The following is a 19,984-nucleotide window of genomic DNA, read 5'->3' on the forward strand; positions in this document are numbered from 1 at the left end:
GTTTACAAAAATAGAGTATTGTTCTTAATCTTTCTAAAGGACAATGCCCTATTTTTTTATAAAAAGAGGGTATTATCTCTTTCATTTACAAGAAATAATACCCTTACTTTATTTATCAACTTATAGTTGATTCTTCTTTTAGAACTGCTTGTGCTGCAGCTAATCTTGCAATTGGAACTCTATATGGTGAGCAAGAAACATAGCTTAAACCTGTTTTATGGAAGAATTCGATTGATTTTGGATCTCCACCGTGTTCCCCACAGACGCCTATTTTAAGATTTGGATTAGTCGTTCTTCCAAGTTTTACGCCTAAGGCTACTAGCTTTCCAACGCCTTCTTGATCGATGCTTTGGAATGGATCATCTGGTAATACATCTTTTTCCCTGTATTCGCTTATAAATTTACCTGCGTCGTCTCTAGAAAATCCATAAGTCATTTGAGTTAAATCGTTCGTACCAAAGGAGAAGAACTCTGCCTCTTTGGCGATTTCGTCTGCAATTAATGTAGCTCTTGGTATTTCGATCATCGTTCCTACGGAGTATACCAAAGAAGAATTGTTTTCTTCTTTAACTTTTTCTGCTGTTTCTACGACGACTTTTTTCACATATTCTAACTCTGCTTGAATGCCTATTAATGGGATCATAATTTCGGGTATAATCGTACAGTTTTCTTCTTTTGATACTTCAATAGCTGCTTCCATAATTGCTCTTGTCTGCATTGCTGCTATCTCTGGATAAGTAACTGCTAATCTACATCCTCTATGACCTAACATTGGGTTAATTTCTTGTAGACTGTGAATAACGGCTTTTAATTCATCTACTTCCATATCAAAATCTTTAGCTAAAGCTATAATGTCCTTTACTTCTGTTGGTAAAAATTCATGTAGTGGTGGGTCTAATAATCGAACAGTTACTGGTTTTTCTTTCATTATTTTATATAGACCTTTAAAGTCTCCCTTTTGCATTGGCATTAATAAGTCTAAAGCCTGTACCCTTTGCTCTGTTGACGTAGATAAAATCATGCGGCGGACTACAGGGATTCTCTCTTCATCAAAGAACATGTGCTCTGTTCTACATAAACCGATACCTTCTGCTCCAAAATCTAATGCAGTTTGTGCCTCTCTTGGCGTATCTGCATTTGTGCGAACTTTCATTCTTCGAATCTCATCTGCCCAATTCATTAAGGTACCAAAGTTACCAGATAATTCTGGTTTTACAGTCTTAATGCTTCCTTTATATACCTTTCCAGTACTACCGTCTAAGGATATGTAATCCCCTTCAGCAATTCTTACATCACCTATAGTGAATAATTTTAGTTCTTCGTCTACTTTTGCCATTTCGCAACCAGCTACACAGCATTTTCCCATACCTCTTGCTACAACTGCAGCATGAGAAGTCATACCACCTCTAGAAGTTAAGATTCCCTCTGCAGCAATCATTCCTTCAATATCTTCTGGTGACGTTTCTCTACGAACTAAAATTGCCTTTTCTCCATCTGCAACCGCTTTTGCGACATCTTCTGCATTAAAGTATACTCTACCTGTAGCTGCTCCTGGAGAAGCTGGTAATCCTTGCGCTAAAGGAGTTGCTGCCTTCATCGTTTCAGGGTCAAAATTAGGGTGAAGTAATTGATCCAATTGCTTTGGCTCTATTCTTTGAATGGCTTCTACTTTTGTGATTAAGCCTTCGTCTACCATCTCCGTTGCAGCCCTTAGTGCAGCATGAACTGTTCTTTTACCACTTCTCGTTTGAAGCATATATAATTTACTTTGTTCTATTGTAAATTCCACATCTTGCATATCTCTATAGTGTTTTTCAAGAAGTTGTGTAATATCTTCAAATTGCTTGTATATTTCAGGCATGATTTCGGATAATTCATCAATCGATTTTGGCGTTCTAATACCTGCTACTACATCTTCTCCTTGTGCATTAATCAAAAATTCGCCAAATAATTTCTTTTCACCTGTAGATGGGTTTCTTGTAAAGGCAACTCCTGTACCACAATCATCACCCATATTTCCAAATACCATAGATTGTACATTTACAGCAGTGCCTATATCGTGTGGTATTTCATTTAAATTACGATATGTATTTGCTCTAGGATTGTCCCAAGACATAAATACGGCATTAATAGCATACATTAATTGCTCTTTTGGATCTTGTGGAAAATCTATTCTTCTTTCTTTTTTCACAATAGCTTTAAATTCTTCAACGATATCTTTTAGATTTTCTACTGTTAACTGAGTATCATCCATATAATCATTGTCTTCTTTAAATCGATCTAATACGCCTTCAAATTTATATTTTTCAATTTCTAATACTACATCTGCAAACATCTGTATAAATCTTCTATAACTATCATAAGCAAAACGTGAATTATTTGATTTTTTAGCAAGGGTTAATACCGTTTGATCATTAAGACCGAGGTTTAATATCGTATCCATCATTCCTGGCATAGAAAATTTTGCACCTGAACGAACAGAAACTAGTAGCGGATTATCTTGATCACCAAATTTTTTACCCGTTTGTTCTTCAAGGTGTAATAGTGCCGCATCTATCTGCTCTTTTATTTCATCTGTAAGGTTTTTATCATTTTTATAAAATACGGTACAAGCCTCAGTAGAGACTGTTAGCCCTGGAGGTACAGGTAAACCAATATTAGTCATTTCTGCTAAATTAGCACCTTTTCCGCCAAGAATTGCTTTCATTTCTGCATTGCCCTCTTTAAATAAATATACATATTTTTTGCTCAAAGTAAATCCTCCTTACGAATTATTGATAATATTATATTTGCAGTTTCTTCTATTGCTTTATGAGAAACATTAATAACAGGACACCTTAATTTGCGAAAGAGATCATCGGCATATTGCAACTCTAACATGATTCGCTCTAAACTGGCATAGTTTGCAACAGTATAATCTAGTCCTAATGCTTTTAACCTTTCCTTGCGAATACCATTTAATTTATCAGGATTATTTGTCAATCCAATAATCTTTTTATTAGATATTTCAAATAATTCTTTAGGTGCGTCTACTTCCGGCACAAGAGGAATGTTCGCAACTCTAAGATTTTTATTAGCCAGATACATACTTAGGGGCGTCTTTGATGTTCTAGACACACCTACCAGTACTACATCTGCCTTTTTAATACCTCTTGGATCTTTACCATCGTCGTATTTGACGGCAAATTCAATAGCCTCTACTTTTTTAAAATAATTTGCATCTAATCGTCTATTTAAACCGGCTTCATAAAGAGGTTCCTGACCTGTAATATCCCTCAAAGTATGAATTACTGGCCCCAATACGTCAATCGCTTTAATATTGTATTTGCTAGCAGCATTGTTCATGTATTCCTTCATTTCAGGAACTGCCAAAGTGTATATAATAATGGAGTTGTGTTGAGAAGCTTCTTCAATGATTTCATCAATTTGTTCATATTCTAAGACAAAAGGAAATTTTTTGATTTCTCTAATGCTACTAAATTGAATTTTTCCTGCCTTTGCAACTAACTCTCCTGTTTCGCCAAGGGAGTCAGAGACCACATATATAACCCCTGTTTTATTATCTGACATTTGTTTTTCCTCCCTACTCATTCCCGATTTGTACCATGACTTTGGTAATCGTTGTTTTTGAGATTTTCCCAATGACCTTTAGATGGACTACTGAATTGTCAGAGATTACTTTTTCAACAACAGGAAGTGAATCTACTTCATGAAGAATTAACTTTTGCGCTGCATCAAAGACAGATTCGTGCGTCTCTGCATATACAATATTAGGCATTCTCGTCATGATCATAGCGACAGGTAATGTTTTGATGTCGTTTGTTCCTATGGTAACTTTTATAAAATCTTTTCTTGAAACAATTCCAGATAAATATCCATTGTATTGAACAAATATATTTCCTGTATCTTCTAAAAACATAGTTACTATAGCGTCATATACTGTGGTTTCTTCTGATACAACCACTGGATGTGTTTTTACATCCATTACATTTAAATTCTTAATGAAACTTCCCATAACACTAAGTAAAGATTTGCCTGAATAAAAATATCCCACTTTTGGTCTTGCTTCTAGTATGCCAATCATAGTTAGAACAGTTAAGTCTGGCCTTAAAGTCGCTCGAGTTAATCCAAGCTTCTCTGCAATTTGTTCACTAGTAATTGGTTGATCTGCTTTTACAATTTCCATTATTTCCATTTGCCGTTTTGAAAGTTGGATAAAGTCCACCCCCTGATGATATAGTATTGGGAAGCTAGCACTGCAGAAATTTGATACACAAATTCCTGGAGTCGCGCCACTCACTAAATGAAAGTCTACGCTTTCATTTAGGTACATATATAATTTTTCAGCCAAATTAGCAAGTGCACTCCTAAAATTTGATATACAAGTTTTGGGAGTCGTGCCACTCGCCAAATGAAAGCTTACGCTTTCGCTTAGCTCGTTGGTTAACGCAAAATATGTTACACTTATTATGATTTCCATAATAAAGTATAACATATTTGAGGTATTATTTGCATTTATTTTTTTAAAATTCCATCTTTTTCTCTAAGAAACTTTTCAATTCTGTTATACTAATTCGTATTTGTTCCATCGTGTCTCTATCTCTTATGGTTACTGTGTTATCTTCTAAAGTGTCAAAATCAATAGTTATACAATAAGGTGTGCCTATTTCATCTTGCCTTCTGTATCTTTTACCTATACTACCAGCCTCATCGTAGTCTACCATCATATATTTAGAAAGTTCACTGTAAACTTCGCCAGCTTTATCCTTTAGTTTCTTCGTTAGAGGAAGTACGCAAGCTTTAAAAGGTGCAAGGAATGGGTGTAATTGTAATACAGTTCTCTTATCCTTATCATCCAGTTCTTCTTCTTTAAATGCATTGCATAAGAAAGCAAGTAATACTCGATCTACACCTAGTGAAGGTTCTATACAATAAGGTACATATTTTTGATTTGTCATTGGATCTGTGTACATAATTTCTTTTCCTGAATGGCTGCCATGTTGTTTTAAGTCAAAATCCGTACGGTCTGCGATGCCCCAAAGTTCACCCCAACCGAATGGGAATCTGAATTCAATATCACTTGTCGCATTGCTATAGTGGGACAATTCTTCTGCTGAATGGTCTCTTACTCGAATGCTTTCTTCTTCCATTCCTAAATCTGATAACCATTTTAAGCAATGATTCTTCCAATAATCAAACCATTCCATGTCCTCTCCTGGTGCGCAGAAGAACTCTAATTCCATTTGCTCAAATTCTCTAGTTCTAAAAATAAAATTACCTGGTGTAATTTCATTTCTAAAGGATTTACCTATTTGCGCTATACCAAAAGGAACTTTCTTTCTAGTAGTTCTTTGTACATTGCTAAAGTTCACAAAAATTCCTTGAGCTGTTTCTGGTCTTAAGTAAATTTCACTTGAAGAGTCTTCTGTAACACCTTGGAAAGTCTTAAACATCAAATTAAATTGTCGTATATCTGTATAGCTTAATGATCCACAGTTAGGACATTTGATCTCGTGTTCTAAGATATAGTCTTTCATTTGATCGTTGCTCCAGCCATCCACAACTGCCTCTTCGCCCTTTTCAAATAGATAATCTTCAATAAGTTTATCCGCTCTATATCTTGTCTTACACTCTTTACAATCCATAAGTGGGTCATTAAAGCCACCTACATGACCAGAAGCCACCCAAACTTGAGGATTCATTAAAATAGCAGTATCTAATCCTACATTATATGGAGATTCTTGCACAAACTTTTTCCACCATGCTTTTTTTACATTGTTTTTAATTTCTACGCCAAGTGGACCATAATCCCAGCTATTCGCTAAACCTCCGTATATTTCCGAACCAGGAAATACAATACCTCTCATCTTGCAAATACTTACAATTTCACTAATCTCTAGTTGCTTACTCATTATTTTCCTCCTATTTTTGATATGTGAAAAGCTAAAGGCAGAAAGCGAAAAAGATAGCTTTCCTTTAGGCGAGTACAGTTTTGCTGACCATCTGACCACCCTTTACTTTTACGCTACACTCTGTAATCAGTTGAATCCTGCGAAAACCTTGTTTTCGCTTGGCTTCTATTATCACGCAAAAAATCCCTTGCTTCATCAGCAAGGGACGATTATTACCGCGGTTCCACCCTATTTGGTACAGTTACCCAACTTTTTTATTTATGCTCCAAAGCTCCCTTCACATGGTTCCATAATGGAGCTTACACCATTCTCCACTCGCTAGATACTTTCCCAAGTTACTCTTCTTCGTCATTGCATATATTCATTTATCTATAACTAATAAATTACTAAATTACTGGGTTAATGTCAAGGGAAACTTTTGTTTAACCACCAACTACTAGCAACCAGTGCTTTAGAGCCAAGTCTTACAGACAAAGATTTTTTGCATCTAAAGGATGACTAAACAGGAGCTAGGTTAAAAGTAGCGCTTTTTTGGTACATAAAAGTTAGCGATCTAATATATCCTTTATTGTCTTTTCAACTTTGTCGCTTGCATTTCTCAGTGTATCATTTACATTTACGACTACATCGCCTTTTCGTTCTACTTGTATGGTACAATCTGTAGCAATCGCTGCAATTCCTGCTATAACGGATAGATAGGGTATTAACACAACGCCTATTGCTGCTGCATTAACAGGAATATTTAAGACTACTTCATCCTTCTTTTTAACCGTAAGCTTTGTTACATTACCTTCTTTTAAAAGCTTCTTAATAAGCTTTAAAATATCCTTACCCTTAGCAGTATACTCTTCTTTGTGGTTTGTCTTTTCTTCGTCCTGTTTTTGATTCTCTTCTTGATCTTCTTTTTGGGATTCTTCCTTCTCTACTAAGACAATATTGATGGGTTGCGCATTTTTCTTTCTTAAAAACTGCAATGCAACCTCATAGTCGCCATTGGCTTCAGCAAGAGCTTCAATAGCCTCAGCAGTAGTACAATTGGTTTCTTCGATGAGTTTATTGGCAATTTCCGTAATAGAACTCATATTACCACCTCCGTTTTTAGTTCTAAATTCTAAGTAAAATCGTCGAGTCACTACTTTAGGGTTACGTGCCATCCGTGCACAATTAATACTTGAAAATTATCTATCTCGCTCAAAGGCAAGTTATGTTTCTACTTTCTTCATTCCACTTTTGGCTATTAGGTCCTGGCTTTTGCTAATCACCTGCGAGTAATATCAATCGATTTGTAGCAACTGCAAGGAGCTACAAGCCTGTAACCTACGACGATCACCTTATTTCATATTGTCTCCAGAAACTCAAAACAATACAGTTTTTTATCGATGTGATATACAATATAATCATTCATTAGTTTGATTAAGTACTTCATCAGCTCTTCATTAAATATTAACGAACTAATTTTTGTAATGTCATAGTATAGAATTGTCTTTAGTATTTCAAGACCGTCTCTGCTAATTTTTCTTTCAAACGTACTGTTACCTTTACATTTGGGGCAAATCAGACCACCAGATTTTTTTGAAAAATAGTATTCCTCGTATTCCTTAGTACATCGGCTACAATGATTTAAATGAGGGGCATAACCTAAAAATCCCACAAATTTTAATTGAAAAGATAATAGTACTGTCCTTATATCTCTGGTCTTATCACTTGCCAATAAACTGAGGGTATGGAGTAGTAAGCTGAGGATTCTTTCGTCTTTTTGACTTTCTAAAAAGGTTGCATTAATCATCTCTATTATATATGTAGCGGAATAGAGTTTTTCAAGACTGTTTCTCAACTTATAAAAAGATTCAATTAGCTCTGATTGGCTTAAATAACCCAACGATTTTCCAGGGTAGTAAACAAAGTTTGAGTAGCAAAACAATTGTGTTGTACCTGTATATTGACTTTTAAGTTTCTTTGCGCCTTTTGCAATGGCCTGAATCTTTCCTTTTTCCTTTGTGAAAATGGTTACAATTACATCGTTATCACTTAGGTCTGTTCTTTTTATTACTACGCCAGAGACTTTTTCCATTGCATTCCTCTATTTCCTATACCCTAAATCTCTCAGGTCAAAGTCTTTATCTCTCCAATCTGCGCGTATTTTTACCCAAAGTTGCAGGTTTACTTTGCACCCTAATAGATTTTCAATATCTTGTCGGGCACGAGTACCAATTTTCTTTAGCATTTTACCCTCCTTACCTATTATAATCCCCTTATGGCTTTTTCGTTCACAATAAATGTTAACTTCTATATCATATAATTCTCCACTTTTTCTTTCCTTCATGCTCATGACCTCCACAGCTATACCATGGGGCACTTCATCTTTAAGAAATTGTAGGGCTTTTTCACGAACAAATTCTGCGACGATAATTTTTTCGGGTTGTTCCGTTATCGTATCTTCTGGAAAATATTGAGGGCCCTCTGGGATGTATTTGTATATGAGATTTAATAAAGTATCCACATTTTTTCCATTCATTGCAGAGATCGGCACAATCTCATCAAAATGATACTCCTTAAGTTCATCAATTTTACCAAGAAGCTCTTCTTGGTTCATCTTGTCCATCTTATTGATTACTAAAATCTTCTTTGTTTTAAGATCTTTTAAGATATTGACGATATATTGGTCCCCTGGTCCCATTTTTCCTGGTTCATCTATAAGAAAAAGCACGACATCCACTTCTTTTAATGTAGAGGTAGCTACATCCATCATATAATCGCCTAATTTATTTTTAGGTTTGTGCATACCTGGTGTATCGATGAAAACCATCTGATAATCTTCTGTAGTGTGTACGCACCGAATAGTATTTCTCGTAGTCTGAGGCTTTGACGACATAATAGCCATCTTCTCCCCAATGATATGATTAAGTAATGTAGATTTCCCTACATTAGGACGTCCAATAATGGTTATAAAACCTGATTTAAATTTATTCATATATTCCTCCGTTTGGTTTCTAATTTCTATGTTCTCAATTCTTCGTAAAAACAAGGTGGTCAATTGGTAAACAAAAGCATATCTCGCCTTTAGGCGAGTTGATTTTCTACTTTCCGCATTTTGTCTTTCCTGCCCAACCAATCCTACTAGTCAAGCAAAGTCTCTTTAGAAAAGCTATTAGGCAACAATTCCTTGATGGAACTCATCCTAGTTTCACCCTTATTATTGACTAGTAGGATATCAACTTCTGTTCCAAATTCACAAATCACTTGTCTACATATTCCACATGGGTAGGTAAAGTCTTCTTCATCTGATGTAATAGCAATAGCTTTTATAGACTTTACTCCTTCAGATACACCCTTAAAAATAGCCGTTCTCTCCGCGCAATTGGTCGCTCCATAGGATACATTTTCAATATTGCATCCTTTAAATATCTGCCCATCTTCAGAAAGTATTGCAGCACCTACTCTAAAAAGTGAATAAGGTGAATAAGAAAATTTCTTCGCAGCAATAGCTGCCTCTATAAGTTCTGCGTACTGTTCGTTCATGTACATCTCCTCGCTTTGCATATGAAAAAAATGACTTTCCGCTCTATAATTATTATCAAAAATTAGGTAATCAGACACTACAATTGGTTGGATATAAAAAAAATTACTTTCTGTTTTTCGCATTTAAGGTTTTCCCATCCAACCGTTTCACATAAATAATTTTGAATAAAACAACAAAATCCCTATAATAACTGAAAACACTGCACTTATAAGTACTGCCCCAGCTGCTACATCTTTGGCGATTTTTGCGAGAACTCTATATTCTTCTGTAACTAAATCGATTGTCTTTTCTAAAGCTGTATTGATCATTTCTCCTGTAATAACCATATTTATGGTCAAAAACAAAATACACCATTCTAATAAATTCAGTTTAAGGTAAATCCCTAGAAGGAGCACTATTATTCCTATTGCAAAATGAACTTTTATATTTCTTTGAGTCGTAAACGCATATTGAATACCTTGAAAGGCGTATTTAAAACTAGATATTAATTTTTTCATATATACACCAACTAACAGATATTTAGGTTTTTAATTACTTCTTTCTCTTTTCCCCTCATAATTTGCTTGTCCTCTTCTTCCATATGATCATAACCTAAAAGGTGAAACATACTATGAATGGTAAGGTAACATAATTCTCTTTCAAAACTATGCCTATACTCTATGGCCTGTTCTTGTGCTTTGGGAATAGAGATGACAATATCCCCTAAAAGAATCATCTCTTGATCTAAGTCATCATCATCTTCAACCATAGGAAAAGAAAGCACATCAGTAGGCGAGTCCTTTTCTCTATACTGTTTATTTAATTGATGAATTTCTTCATTACCTACTAAAGATAAACTAATCTCCACATTAGTAGGAAATTCCTCTACCTTCAAACACTCGCGAGCACATTTTTCTAATTTGGCAACAAGCTCTTCTTCTATTTCAATATGGTATCTATTATCGATAAATAATTCCATTAATCCTCCATGTTCGTTCTAAGTTCTATATTGTAAGTAAAACTTTGCCACCATTGGTGGCATATATGGTTTTGCTGACCACATTAAAGATGTTCCGTATCATATTTATCATAGGCTTCTATGATTTTCTGAACAATTCGGTGTCTTACTACGTCGTCCTTTGTTAAGTAGATAAAGTCGATACCCTTAATATCTTTTAGGATTTTTTCTGCTTTTGTCAGACCGGAAACTTTGCCCATAGGCAGGTCAACTTGAGTAATATCTCCTGTTATGATTACTTTTGAACCAAAGCCCATACGAGTTAAGAACATCTTCATTTGCTCTGGCGTTGTATTTTGAGCCTCATCTAATATAATAAAGGAATCGTCTAGAGTTCTCCCTCTCATATACGCCAATGGAGCTACTTCGATTAATCCTTTTTCTCTAAAACGAGTATAGGCTTCTGCGCCAATCAAATCATACAATGCATCGTATAATGGTCTTAGATATGGGTCTACTTTATCCTGTAAGTCTCCTGGCAAGAAGCCGAGTTTTTCTCCAGCTTCTACTGCTGGACGAGTTAAGATGATTCTACTGACTTCTTCTCTTTTAAAGGCCTTTACAGCCATAGCCATGGCAAGGTAAGTCTTACCTGTACCAGCTGGTCCAATCCCAAAAACAATTTCATTTTTTTCTATGGATTTAATATATTTTTTTTGTCCTAAAGTCTTACAGCGAATTTGCTTCCCTTTATGAGTATAGCAAATAATATCGCTCAATTTATCATAATCATTTTCATGATCTTTTTTTACTAGTTCAATAATATAAGATACCTTTTGAGAGTCGATTGGGCCGCTATCTTTAATGGTTTGCACCATTTTATCAATGGCTCGTTTAGCATTCTCGGTATTCTTCTGCTCACCAACAATTTTGAGATCTCCATCTCTAAATACAAGGTGTACATTCATTTGTTCTTCAATTATTTTTTGGTTTTCATCGTATTGGCCTAGCAATTTCATTAGTAGTTCCCCATCTTCAATGGTCATACTTATTGTATAATCTGACAAAAAGTGATTCCTCCTTAGTGTGTTTTAATCGAGGAGCTGCTCCTCACTTATTTCCTCAAGTACATGGACTTTTACCTCATATTTATTAATATTATTTTCTTCCTGTATAGAAACAATCTGTATATCCTGCACTTGACCAATTTCTCTGTATTTCTTTTTTACTTTTTCCTGTACTTCGTCTTCTAATTCCTCTTTCGATTTATTAACACAGTTTTCTTTTTCATAATACTTTATTTTATTAATTTTAACAGGAAGTTTAAAATCAAAAATATGAAGATTTGCCTCTTCACTGCTGTGATAATAATAGTTTTCGTCGCTATCGAGGAAATTAATCACTAAATCTCCGATATGTATTACTCTATTTATTTTATAGCGATCTTCATCAATCATTTTATATTTTCGTATATCGTATTTTTCTGTATAATCTACTAAACCCATGACCTTAGCCTTAGCGTGAATCTGATTGAAAAAGATCTCTTCTCCTTCATCATTTTGTTTAGAGGTGACTATTTCACCTTTTACTAATAAATCTCCTTTTTTCACTTCTTGATCTACTTCTACATTAGCAGTACCGTTGATAATTAGAATATCTTTAATAATAGCATCTTTTTTAGCTATAAGATCTACAGGAAGGGATTTATCATATATTTTTTCTATCTTTTTTGCCTCTACTAAATCAATAATAGCTTTCGTCCCATTAAATTCAATATCTATATATTCAAAGTTTTTATAATCGTTTAAAAAAGATGTTTTAATTTCTTCGATATCTACAGTACCTTTTAATTTCCAAGGTTTTAAACCTCTACTTGCTATATCCTCTATAATTTCATTTTTATCTACAGTGATATCACCCATTACATCGACGGTTAATACTAAAGAAGATATAAAACAAATGCCTAGTAAGACAAGAAAAGAAGTTATGACAAAAATTTTTCGCGTTTTTACTCTCCATTTCCATAATGTCATTCCTGATTTTCTTATGATTTCAATAGTACAAGATAACTGATCCGATAATTCAGAAACTTTTTTGTAATCCCCTATCTCTATTTTCGCGCTTATTTCCTCTGAGCTTATTCTAAAAATATCCCAGATCAAAATATTATTATGGTGGATAAGATTGATTAATCTCTCAAGATGTCTGCCTTTTATGTTAATAATAACATAACCTCTAATATAATGCCATAACTTAACAATGATCAAGTTAACACCTCCTATCCATCTATTTGTACACTCTCAAGCTTCCCCTCTAAGAGCACTTCTTCTTTAATGATATTTCTAATAAACAGATTTTTGCCAGTTATTACGATAATGCCAATTTTGGAGTTGACTCTTATTTTACTCTCACTGTACTCTATTATACCCTTATGATTTTCTATCCGAATTTGTGTACTTCCTACCATCGTCACTTTCGGCAGATTTAAGGTGATTTCCTTTGGTAACTCTAACGCATCACTTACATTTTCTTTTATATTTTCAATTTTCTTTTTTTTTCCCATAGAACCCCTCCATATGGTATCTCTCCATATGGTATCTTATGTTTAAGAATTTGTAGATATGACTTAAACATCATTGGCAGCTGCCAATGATGAGCAGTCAGCGATCAGCTACTAGTTTATTGCATTCCTTTCGGGTCATTTAGAATTAGTAGTAGCATTTGCACAATAATTCACACATTGTTTAATGTATATAAGTAGAACTTCTTATTAAATATAATAAATCAGAAGACAGAATATTGCGAGGTGGGATTAATTGACTACAAATGATAAGCAAGATACATAAAGCATTACAGCTACCTTTGGTAGCCATTTTGCTGGTTGATGGCTAAAAAAAGTCCGAGAACGCAAGTTCTCGGACTTTTTTAAACTACAGATTTTCTTTTACTATTTTATTGACCATTCCACCGTCAGCACGGCCTTTAATCTTAGGCATTACTATGCCCATGATTTTGCCCATATCTTTCATGGAGGTTGCGCCAACTTCATTTATCGCATCAAGTACAATGACTTTTAATTCTTCTTCACTTAATTGTTGGGGAAGGTATTTCGTTAAAACTTCAATTTCCCTTTCCGTTTGGTCGATTAAGTCTTGCCTATTTGCTTTTTGAAAATCTATAAGCACATCTTTTCGCTGCTTTACTTGTTTCGAAATGATATCAATAATGTCGTCTTCGTATAATTCTCGTCTTTCATCTTTTTCGACTTGAAGTATTGCTGCTCTTACTAATGTGATGGCTGATTTTGCGATTGTATCCTTATCCTTCATTGACTGCTTTAAGTCAGCGACCAATTGCTCTTTGAGGGACATTTAAACACCTCTTACCTAAACTTTTTAGTGTTTCTTTTTCTAGCAGCTTCAGATTTCTTTTTTCTCTTAACACTAGGCTTTTCGTAATGTTCTCTTTTTCTAACCTCAGACATTACACCTGCTCTAGCTGTTTTTTTCTTAAATCTGCGTAGAGCATTCTCTAATGATTCACCATCTTTAACTTTTACTTCAGACATTTTCCACCCTCCCCTCTACTACATTAATGTAACAGATTGTTAGAGTTATTGCTACTATCGTAATAGCGGGCATTTAACACTATTATTATATAATATACAAATATACCATGTCAAATAATTCTAACCTGGAGGCCAACCCAAATTTCTTCCACCTAATAAATGATAGTGTAAGTGAAGTACCGTTTGTCCGCCATCTTCGCCACAATTATTTACTAATCGAAATCCAGTATCTACTATGCCATACTTTAAGGCTAATCGATTTGCAACAGTGTGTATTTGAGTGATGATCTCATTTCCAGCTGGTACAGTAAGCACTGAATCGTAATGCTCTTTTGGTATGAGCAAAAGATGTATAGGTGCTTGAGGATTAACATCTTTTATTGCTATTACATTATCGTCTTCATAGACTATTTCCCCAGGAATTTCTTTACTTGCAATTTTACAAAACAAACAATCGTCCATATAAATCTCCTATTCTTTATGGATTCCATTGACAAAACCTGTATGTATTTCTTTGATCTCTACAGGAATTGTTTGATTGATCATATTTTTATTACCCTGTATTTTTACTAATATATAATTTGTAGTATGTCCCTGATAAATATTATAATCTTCTTTTGAACTTTGTTCAATCAATACAGCCATTTTTTTACCCAAAAATTGTTTATAGTAGTTTTTTTCCAATTTATCAGAAAGTCCTATAATTTCTTTGCTTCTCTCTTCTTTTATAGACTCTGGTATTTGATCGACCATTTTTGATGCAGGAGTACCTTGTCGTTTTGAATATTTAAATACGTGGAGTTTACTAAAGCCAATTTGATCAATAAACTCGTAGCTTTCTCTAAAGTTTTCATGGCTCTCTCCTGGGAATCCTACCATGATATCTGTGGTCAAAGATGCTCGAGGAAATACTTTTCTAATATTATCTATAATGGTTTTGTACATTTTTGTATCGTATTTACGGTTCATTTTCTTTAATATTTCATCTGATCCGCTTTGTAAAGATAAGTGGAAGTGGTCACACAATTTATTTATATCTTCTAAACCCATAATAAACTCTTCATCTAACAACATAGGCTCTAAGGAGCCTAGGCGAATACGCTCTATACCTTCTATTTCATTTAAACCTTTTAGTACATCAATTAAAGTAACACCCTCTAATTCTCTACCGTAAGAAGATACATTAATGCCCGTTATGACGATTTCTTTATAACCTTGTGTTGCTATTTGCCTACCTTCTTCGAGAATATTCTCTATACTCCTGCTTCTTACTGGGCCTCTGGCATAAGGAATAATACAATAAGAGCAAAAATTATTGCAACCCTCTTGAACTTTTATAAAGGCTCTCCCATGATCTTTTACCTTAGATATTTTTAATTCTTCATATTTTTTTGTCTTCATAATATCTTGTACAATATCTATATTGTGACCAGATATCTTTTTTTCTTCTACTAATTGGACAATTCGGCTTCTATCTTGATTGCCTATAATAATATTGACTTCTGGAATCTTTTTCAGATCTTCAGGAGATGTTTGAGCGTAACAACCTGTTACAGCTACTATAGCTTGAGGACTTACCCTCTTTGCTTTTCGTATCATCTGACGAGACTTTCTATCACCTACATTTGTTACTGTACAAGTGTTAATGATATAAACATCTGCTTGTTCCTCAAAATCTACAATTTCATAACCTGCTTTTTCAAATAATTCCATCATCGATTCAGTATCATAGGTATTTACTTTACAACCTAATGTATGAAAAGCAGCGGTTTTCATCTATATAAATTCTCCTTTTTATTTTATGTTAAAAGCACAGAAAGTTGAAAGCGTAAAGCAGAAAAATCAGCCATCAGCACCAGCCTTCAGTCTTTTAGGTCAGGTCTCACGGGTCAGAATACAGCTATCCACTTTTTGTTTTTCCCATCTAACCGTCCAACGAACCACTCTCCTAAACCAGTGTATAAATACTACAAAAGCTTTATTTTGACTTAGCTGACTATTTCACTACAGTTCGAAGTGATAAATAAGCATCGCCAGTGCAGCCATGCCAGTTGTTTCTGTTCGAAGTATTCTTTTCCCTAGAGAAATGGATTTTGCTTTAAGGTCTTTTAAATATTGAGCTTCCTTTTCGGATATACCGCCTTCTGGTCCGATCAATATGCCTATCTTCTGTACTTTATTATGTGCTTCTAAAATCTTTTTTAAATTGCTATCTTCTTCATTTTCATAAGCTATAAGATTCAAATCATTTTTTTCAAATTCTTTATCCATATCTTTTAGATTTACAATAGGCTTTATTATGGGGATAATGCCTCTCTTTGACTGCTTTGCTGCCTCTTCTGAAATTTTTTGCCATCGTTCAATTTTCTTATTAGCCTTTTTATCAATTTCTACAATCGTCCGCTCCATAATAACTGGTACAATACTTGTTACACCTAATTCAACTGTCTTCTGTACAATTAAATCCATTTTTGTAGCTTTAGGAAGACCTTGGTATAAGGTTATTTTGACTGGCATTTCAGAAGAATTGGTAGTTTTTTCTACTATTTCTAATAAGACCTGATTTTTGTCTATTTCTTGTACTGTAGCTATATATTCTAAACCCTTTCCATTGCTCAGCTCTACCTTTTCGCCTATTTTCACCCGCAGAGACTTGGTCATATGTTCATGATTTTTGCCACTGATATATACTTGTTCTCCTACAATTTGATTATCTTCTATAAAAAAACGATGCATACTATCCCTTGTATTGAGCTATTATTGCAGCCCATTCTCCCATTCGTTGAACTTCAATTATTTCAAAGCCATTACTCAGAAGACTATCTACTACTAATTCTACTTTACTTAGTATGATACCTGAAGAAATGAATATTCCATTCTCCTTTAAACAAGGCTTTATTTGATCCGCTAATTTTACAATGACTTCTGCTAGAATATTGGCTACTATTACATCTGCTTTTTCATCTACTACATCTAAAAGATCACCTTGGCGAATATCGATTATTTTATCTAAATGATTGTGAAGAGCATTTTCCTTAGCCACTTGTACAGCTAGTGAATCTACATCTACTCCTATAACCTTTTTACAATTGAGATTTGCTGCAGCCAGAGACAATATTCCTGATCCACAACCTATATCAAAGACTACATCTCCTTCTTTTACGTGTTTTTCTAAATTGATGATACAAAGCTGAGTTGTCTCATGTAAACCCGATCCAAATGCCATACCGGGATCGATTTCTATAACCATATCACCTTCTTGCGATGTATAGGGCTCCCAACTTGGCTTTATTATAAAATGTTGTCCTATTAAAGTAGGTTTGTAATATTGTTTCCATGAATTCTCCCAATCTTCTTGATCTACTTCTGTAACTGTAGTTTCTACGTTTCCCGTATTCAAACCAAAAGAAGGCAATTGATCAATTCTTTTTTTAATCTGAGCAATTGCTTCCTTTACATTTTCCGTTTCATTTATATACCCTTTAATAATAGAAACCTCTGGATCCATGTTTATTAAATCGTCATCTATATAATCCCATAGTACTTCTTTGTTCTTTAATACAGATAAATCGTTTGGTGACTCTATTACTACTCCATCTGCACCAGCTTCATAAAGAATATTAGATATTGCTTCTTCTGACTCTGGCGTAGACTTTATCTTTATTTCCGTCCAAATCATTGTAATTCCTCCTAGAAAATACTATTGGTATATTATATATAAAGGAATTTCTTTGGTCAAGCATCTGATGGAATGATAGCTTAATCATCGTTAAACTATCGTTTCAAAATGATTTACATTTTCTTCGTCCAATGCTATAGTAATAAATATAATTTATTATTCTACAAATAACTACATACTAGCTGGGTGAAATTAACGGGTAACCTTCGTTAATGGACAGAACTCTGGAGAGACTTCTAAGAGCACCGAAGGGGATAAAGCCACATTATGGTTAAAACTCTCAGGTAAAAGGACAGAGACAAAAGTATATTAAATTTAATTTGCTTTTTTCTTTGAGACTTCGGTCTCATTTTCTTTTTCGCGTACTTGTAAACCAAGCAAAAATGAAGCTTTCGTAGTAGCTATGTAATGTAGCAGACAAGAAGCTTGCTGATGTAGTTGTGAAATCACATGGCTACGTAATGAATACATGGCATTCATTTGGCGAAAGGCGCGATTGAATAATCGACGTAGGAGATTCTAGTGTTGTACTGCTGTTTTGTGAGCCAAGCGGCGCCAAACGATTGTTTACCTGCTGTTCAACTATTGTTAAAAATATCATGGAGGTGTTTTCATATGAAAGGTGTTATTACAGTTATCGGGAAAGACAAGGTGGGAATTATTTACAATGTTACAAAGATACTATCAGAAAAAAAGGTTAATGTAGAGGATATTAGCCAAACAGTTATGCAGAATTATTTTACTATGATGATGATGGTCAATCTTTCAAATATGGATTGTGATTTTAAAGAATTAAAGGATTCTTTAGAGGCATTAGGAGAAGAAATTGGATTGTCTATCAAAGTACAGCTAGAAGACTTATTCAAGTCCATGCACAATATTTAAGGAGGGTAATTTAGTGAGCTTTTACAGTGATATTTTTGAAACACTTCGAATGATAGAGAAAGAAAATTTAGATATACGAACGACTACCATGGGGATTTCTTTGTTAGATTGCATCGATTCTAATGGTGAGCGTGCTAGACAAAAGATTTATGACAAAATAACTAATTATGCTAAAAACCTCGTTAAAGTTGGCAATGAAATTGAAATAGAGTTTGGTATTCCAATCATTAACAAAAGAATCTCTGTTACACCGATAGCTCTTATCGCAGCTGCTAGTGATGACAAGAATTACACTGCTTTTGCCAAAACATTGGACAAGGCTGCTGAAGAAGTAGGTGTGAATTTTATTGGTGGATTTTCTGCATTAGTTCAAAAGGGCTTTACAAAAGGCGATGAAATCCTGATTCATTCTATACCTGAAGCGCTAAGTGAAACAGAGAGAGTGTGCTCTTCTGTTAATTTAGCTAGTTCAAAAGCTGGTATCAATATGGACGCAGTAAAGCTTATGGGTAAAATCATAAAGGACACTGCTTATTTAACAAAAGATCGAGATTCCATTGGTTGTGCAAAGTTGGTAGTATTTTCTAATGCCGTAGACGACAATCCTTTTATGGCTGGAGCTTATCATGGTGTGGGAGAACCAGAGGTCGTCATCAATGTGGGCGTCAGTGGACCAGGTGTAGTAAAATCCGCATTGGAAAAGGATAAAGGTGCGCCATTAGATATCGTAGCAGAGAATATAAAAAAGACTGCCTTTAAAATTACTAGAGCAGGTCAATTCGTTGGAAAAGAAGTTTCTTCTAGGCTTGGTGTTCCCTTTGGCATATTAGACTTGTCCTTAGCTCCAACTCCAGAAATTGGAGATAGTGTTGCAAGAATTTTAGAAGAGATTGGTTTAGAAGCTTGCGGCACCCATGGCACAACTGCATGCCTTGCAATGCTTAATGATGCAGTGAAAAAAGGTGGAATTATGGCCTCTTCTTCTGTTGGTGGACTAAGTGGAGCATTTATTCCAGTCAGCGAAGACGAAGGAATGATTCAAGCTGTTTTAAATGGCGCATTAACTTTTGACAAATTAGAAGCCATGACAAGTGTATGTTCTGTAGGATTAGATATGATTGCAATCCCTGGAGACACTCCAGAATCGACAATTTCCGCCATTATTGCAGATGAAGCAGCAATTGGTATGATTAACCACAAGACAACAGCAGTTCGCCTCGTTCCTGTACACGGTAAAACCATTGGAGACACTGTAGAATTTGGTGGACTTCTAGGCTATGCACCTATTATGTCCGTTCATAAATTTAGTTCAGAAGACTTTATCAATAGAGGTGGCAGAATACCAGCTCCGATTCATAGTTTTAAGAATTAATAAGGTGGTAAGCAAAGACAAAACTTGCCTTCACTCTGGATGACCGATCCCCTGCTCAGTCATCCAGAGCGAAGGGTCAGCTACCACCTAAATTTACTATTAAAAAACATC

Annotated in this window: 21 protein-coding genes and 1 riboswitch; of the genes, 2 read left to right on the forward strand and 19 right to left on the reverse strand. The window is 34.7% G+C overall.

Annotated features, from left to right (window positions below):
* Positions 1 to 115: 115 nt before the first annotated feature.
* From ppdK to prmA, 19 genes are all read right to left on the reverse strand, one after another.
* Positions 116 to 2,752, reverse strand: a complete 2,637-nt coding sequence (gene ppdK / locus Q7P22_RS05720) for a pyruvate, phosphate dikinase (RefSeq protein WP_303861797.1) — start codon at positions 2,750 to 2,752, stop codon at positions 116 to 118.
* Positions 2,749 to 3,570, reverse strand: a complete 822-nt coding sequence (locus tag Q7P22_RS05725) for a pyruvate, water dikinase regulatory protein (RefSeq protein ID WP_113919478.1) — start codon at positions 3,568 to 3,570, stop codon at positions 2,749 to 2,751. Before Q7P22_RS05725 ends, ppdK begins: the two co-directional genes overlap by 4 nt.
* 13 nt (positions 3,571 to 3,583) lie before the next feature.
* The gene (locus tag Q7P22_RS05730; protein ID WP_369695495.1) at positions 3,584 to 4,195 is read right to left on the reverse strand and encodes a helix-turn-helix transcriptional regulator; all 612 of its coding nucleotides are present in this window, start codon (positions 4,193 to 4,195) and stop codon (positions 3,584 to 3,586) included.
* 328 nt (positions 4,196 to 4,523) lie between these two features.
* Positions 4,524 to 5,912: a glycine--tRNA ligase gene (locus Q7P22_RS05735; protein WP_303861800.1), complete on the reverse strand. Its 1,389-nt coding sequence runs from the start codon at positions 5,910 to 5,912 to the stop codon at positions 4,524 to 4,526.
* Positions 5,913 to 6,457: 545 nt separating this feature from the next.
* Positions 6,458 to 6,994, reverse strand: a complete 537-nt coding sequence (locus Q7P22_RS05740) for a DUF4342 domain-containing protein (protein WP_303861802.1) — start codon at positions 6,992 to 6,994, stop codon at positions 6,458 to 6,460.
* A gap of 254 nt (positions 6,995 to 7,248) precedes the next feature.
* Positions 7,249 to 7,983 (reverse strand): DNA repair protein RecO, encoded by a 735-nt coding sequence (recO, locus tag Q7P22_RS05745; RefSeq protein WP_303861804.1) that lies wholly within the window; start codon positions 7,981 to 7,983, stop codon positions 7,249 to 7,251.
* 9 nt (positions 7,984 to 7,992) lie between these two features.
* Positions 7,993 to 8,907, reverse strand: coding sequence for a GTPase Era (gene era, locus Q7P22_RS05750; RefSeq protein WP_303861844.1), 915 nt, complete (start codon positions 8,905 to 8,907; stop codon positions 7,993 to 7,995).
* 122 nt (positions 8,908 to 9,029) lie between these two features.
* On the reverse strand, positions 9,030 to 9,452 hold the full coding sequence (locus Q7P22_RS05755; RefSeq protein WP_303861847.1) for a cytidine deaminase: 423 nt from the start codon (positions 9,450 to 9,452) through the stop codon (positions 9,030 to 9,032).
* A gap of 126 nt (positions 9,453 to 9,578) precedes the next feature.
* Positions 9,579 to 9,929 carry a diacylglycerol kinase family protein gene (locus Q7P22_RS05760; protein ID WP_303861808.1) on the reverse strand — a complete coding sequence of 117 codons (351 nt, stop codon included), beginning with the start codon at positions 9,927 to 9,929 and terminating at the stop codon, positions 9,579 to 9,581.
* A gap of 11 nt (positions 9,930 to 9,940) precedes the next feature.
* The gene (gene ybeY, locus Q7P22_RS05765) at positions 9,941 to 10,390 is read right to left on the reverse strand and encodes an rRNA maturation RNase YbeY (RefSeq protein ID WP_303861811.1); all 450 of its coding nucleotides are present in this window, start codon (positions 10,388 to 10,390) and stop codon (positions 9,941 to 9,943) included.
* 83 nt (positions 10,391 to 10,473) lie between these two features.
* Positions 10,474 to 11,415, reverse strand: a complete 942-nt coding sequence (locus tag Q7P22_RS05770; RefSeq protein WP_303861849.1) for a PhoH family protein — start codon at positions 11,413 to 11,415, stop codon at positions 10,474 to 10,476.
* Between the two features lie 45 nt (positions 11,416 to 11,460).
* On the reverse strand, positions 11,461 to 12,636 hold the full coding sequence (locus Q7P22_RS05775) for a sporulation protein YqfD (RefSeq protein WP_170128134.1): 1,176 nt from the start codon (positions 12,634 to 12,636) through the stop codon (positions 11,461 to 11,463).
* 11 nt (positions 12,637 to 12,647) lie between these two features.
* Complete coding sequence (gene yqfC, locus Q7P22_RS05780) at positions 12,648 to 12,932, reverse strand: sporulation protein YqfC (protein WP_303861815.1); 285 nt, start codon at positions 12,930 to 12,932, stop codon at positions 12,648 to 12,650.
* A 367-nt stretch (positions 12,933 to 13,299) separates the two neighbouring features.
* Positions 13,300 to 13,740 (reverse strand): GatB/YqeY domain-containing protein, encoded by a 441-nt coding sequence (locus Q7P22_RS05785; RefSeq protein ID WP_303861818.1) that lies wholly within the window; start codon positions 13,738 to 13,740, stop codon positions 13,300 to 13,302.
* 11 nt (positions 13,741 to 13,751) lie between these two features.
* A complete protein-coding gene (gene rpsU, locus Q7P22_RS05790; protein ID WP_303861819.1) occupies positions 13,752 to 13,937 on the reverse strand; it encodes a 30S ribosomal protein S21 in 186 nt (61 codons plus the stop codon).
* Between the two features lie 120 nt (positions 13,938 to 14,057).
* Positions 14,058 to 14,399, reverse strand: a complete 342-nt coding sequence (locus Q7P22_RS05795) for a histidine triad nucleotide-binding protein (protein WP_303861823.1) — start codon at positions 14,397 to 14,399, stop codon at positions 14,058 to 14,060.
* 9 nt (positions 14,400 to 14,408) lie between these two features.
* Positions 14,409 to 15,713, reverse strand: coding sequence for a tRNA (N(6)-L-threonylcarbamoyladenosine(37)-C(2))-methylthiotransferase MtaB (mtaB, locus tag Q7P22_RS05800; protein WP_303861826.1), 1,305 nt, complete (start codon positions 15,711 to 15,713; stop codon positions 14,409 to 14,411).
* A gap of 228 nt (positions 15,714 to 15,941) precedes the next feature.
* The gene (locus tag Q7P22_RS05805) at positions 15,942 to 16,673 is read right to left on the reverse strand and encodes a 16S rRNA (uracil(1498)-N(3))-methyltransferase (RefSeq protein ID WP_303861827.1); all 732 of its coding nucleotides are present in this window, start codon (positions 16,671 to 16,673) and stop codon (positions 15,942 to 15,944) included.
* Between the two features lies 1 nt (position 16,674).
* Positions 16,675 to 17,616, reverse strand: a complete 942-nt coding sequence (gene prmA, locus Q7P22_RS05810; protein ID WP_303861829.1) for a 50S ribosomal protein L11 methyltransferase — start codon at positions 17,614 to 17,616, stop codon at positions 16,675 to 16,677.
* A 214-nt stretch (positions 17,617 to 17,830) separates the two neighbouring features.
* Positions 17,831 to 17,922, forward strand: a riboswitch (glycine riboswitch).
* A gap of 309 nt (positions 17,923 to 18,231) precedes the next feature.
* Between prmA and Q7P22_RS05815 the strand changes: the two genes are divergently transcribed.
* Both Q7P22_RS05815 and Q7P22_RS05820 read left to right on the forward strand, forming a co-directional pair.
* Positions 18,232 to 18,501 carry an ACT domain-containing protein gene (locus Q7P22_RS05815; protein ID WP_303861831.1) on the forward strand — a complete coding sequence of 90 codons (270 nt, stop codon included), beginning with the start codon at positions 18,232 to 18,234 and terminating at the stop codon, positions 18,499 to 18,501.
* Between the two features lie 13 nt (positions 18,502 to 18,514).
* Positions 18,515 to 19,873, forward strand: coding sequence for a PFL family protein (locus tag Q7P22_RS05820; protein ID WP_303861833.1), 1,359 nt, complete (start codon positions 18,515 to 18,517; stop codon positions 19,871 to 19,873).
* The last annotated feature ends 111 nt before the right edge of the window (positions 19,874 to 19,984 follow it).

Source organism: Alkalibaculum bacchi (assembly GCF_937875145.1).
GTDB lineage: Bacteria > Bacillota > Clostridia > Eubacteriales > Alkalibacteraceae > Alkalibaculum > Alkalibaculum bacchi_A.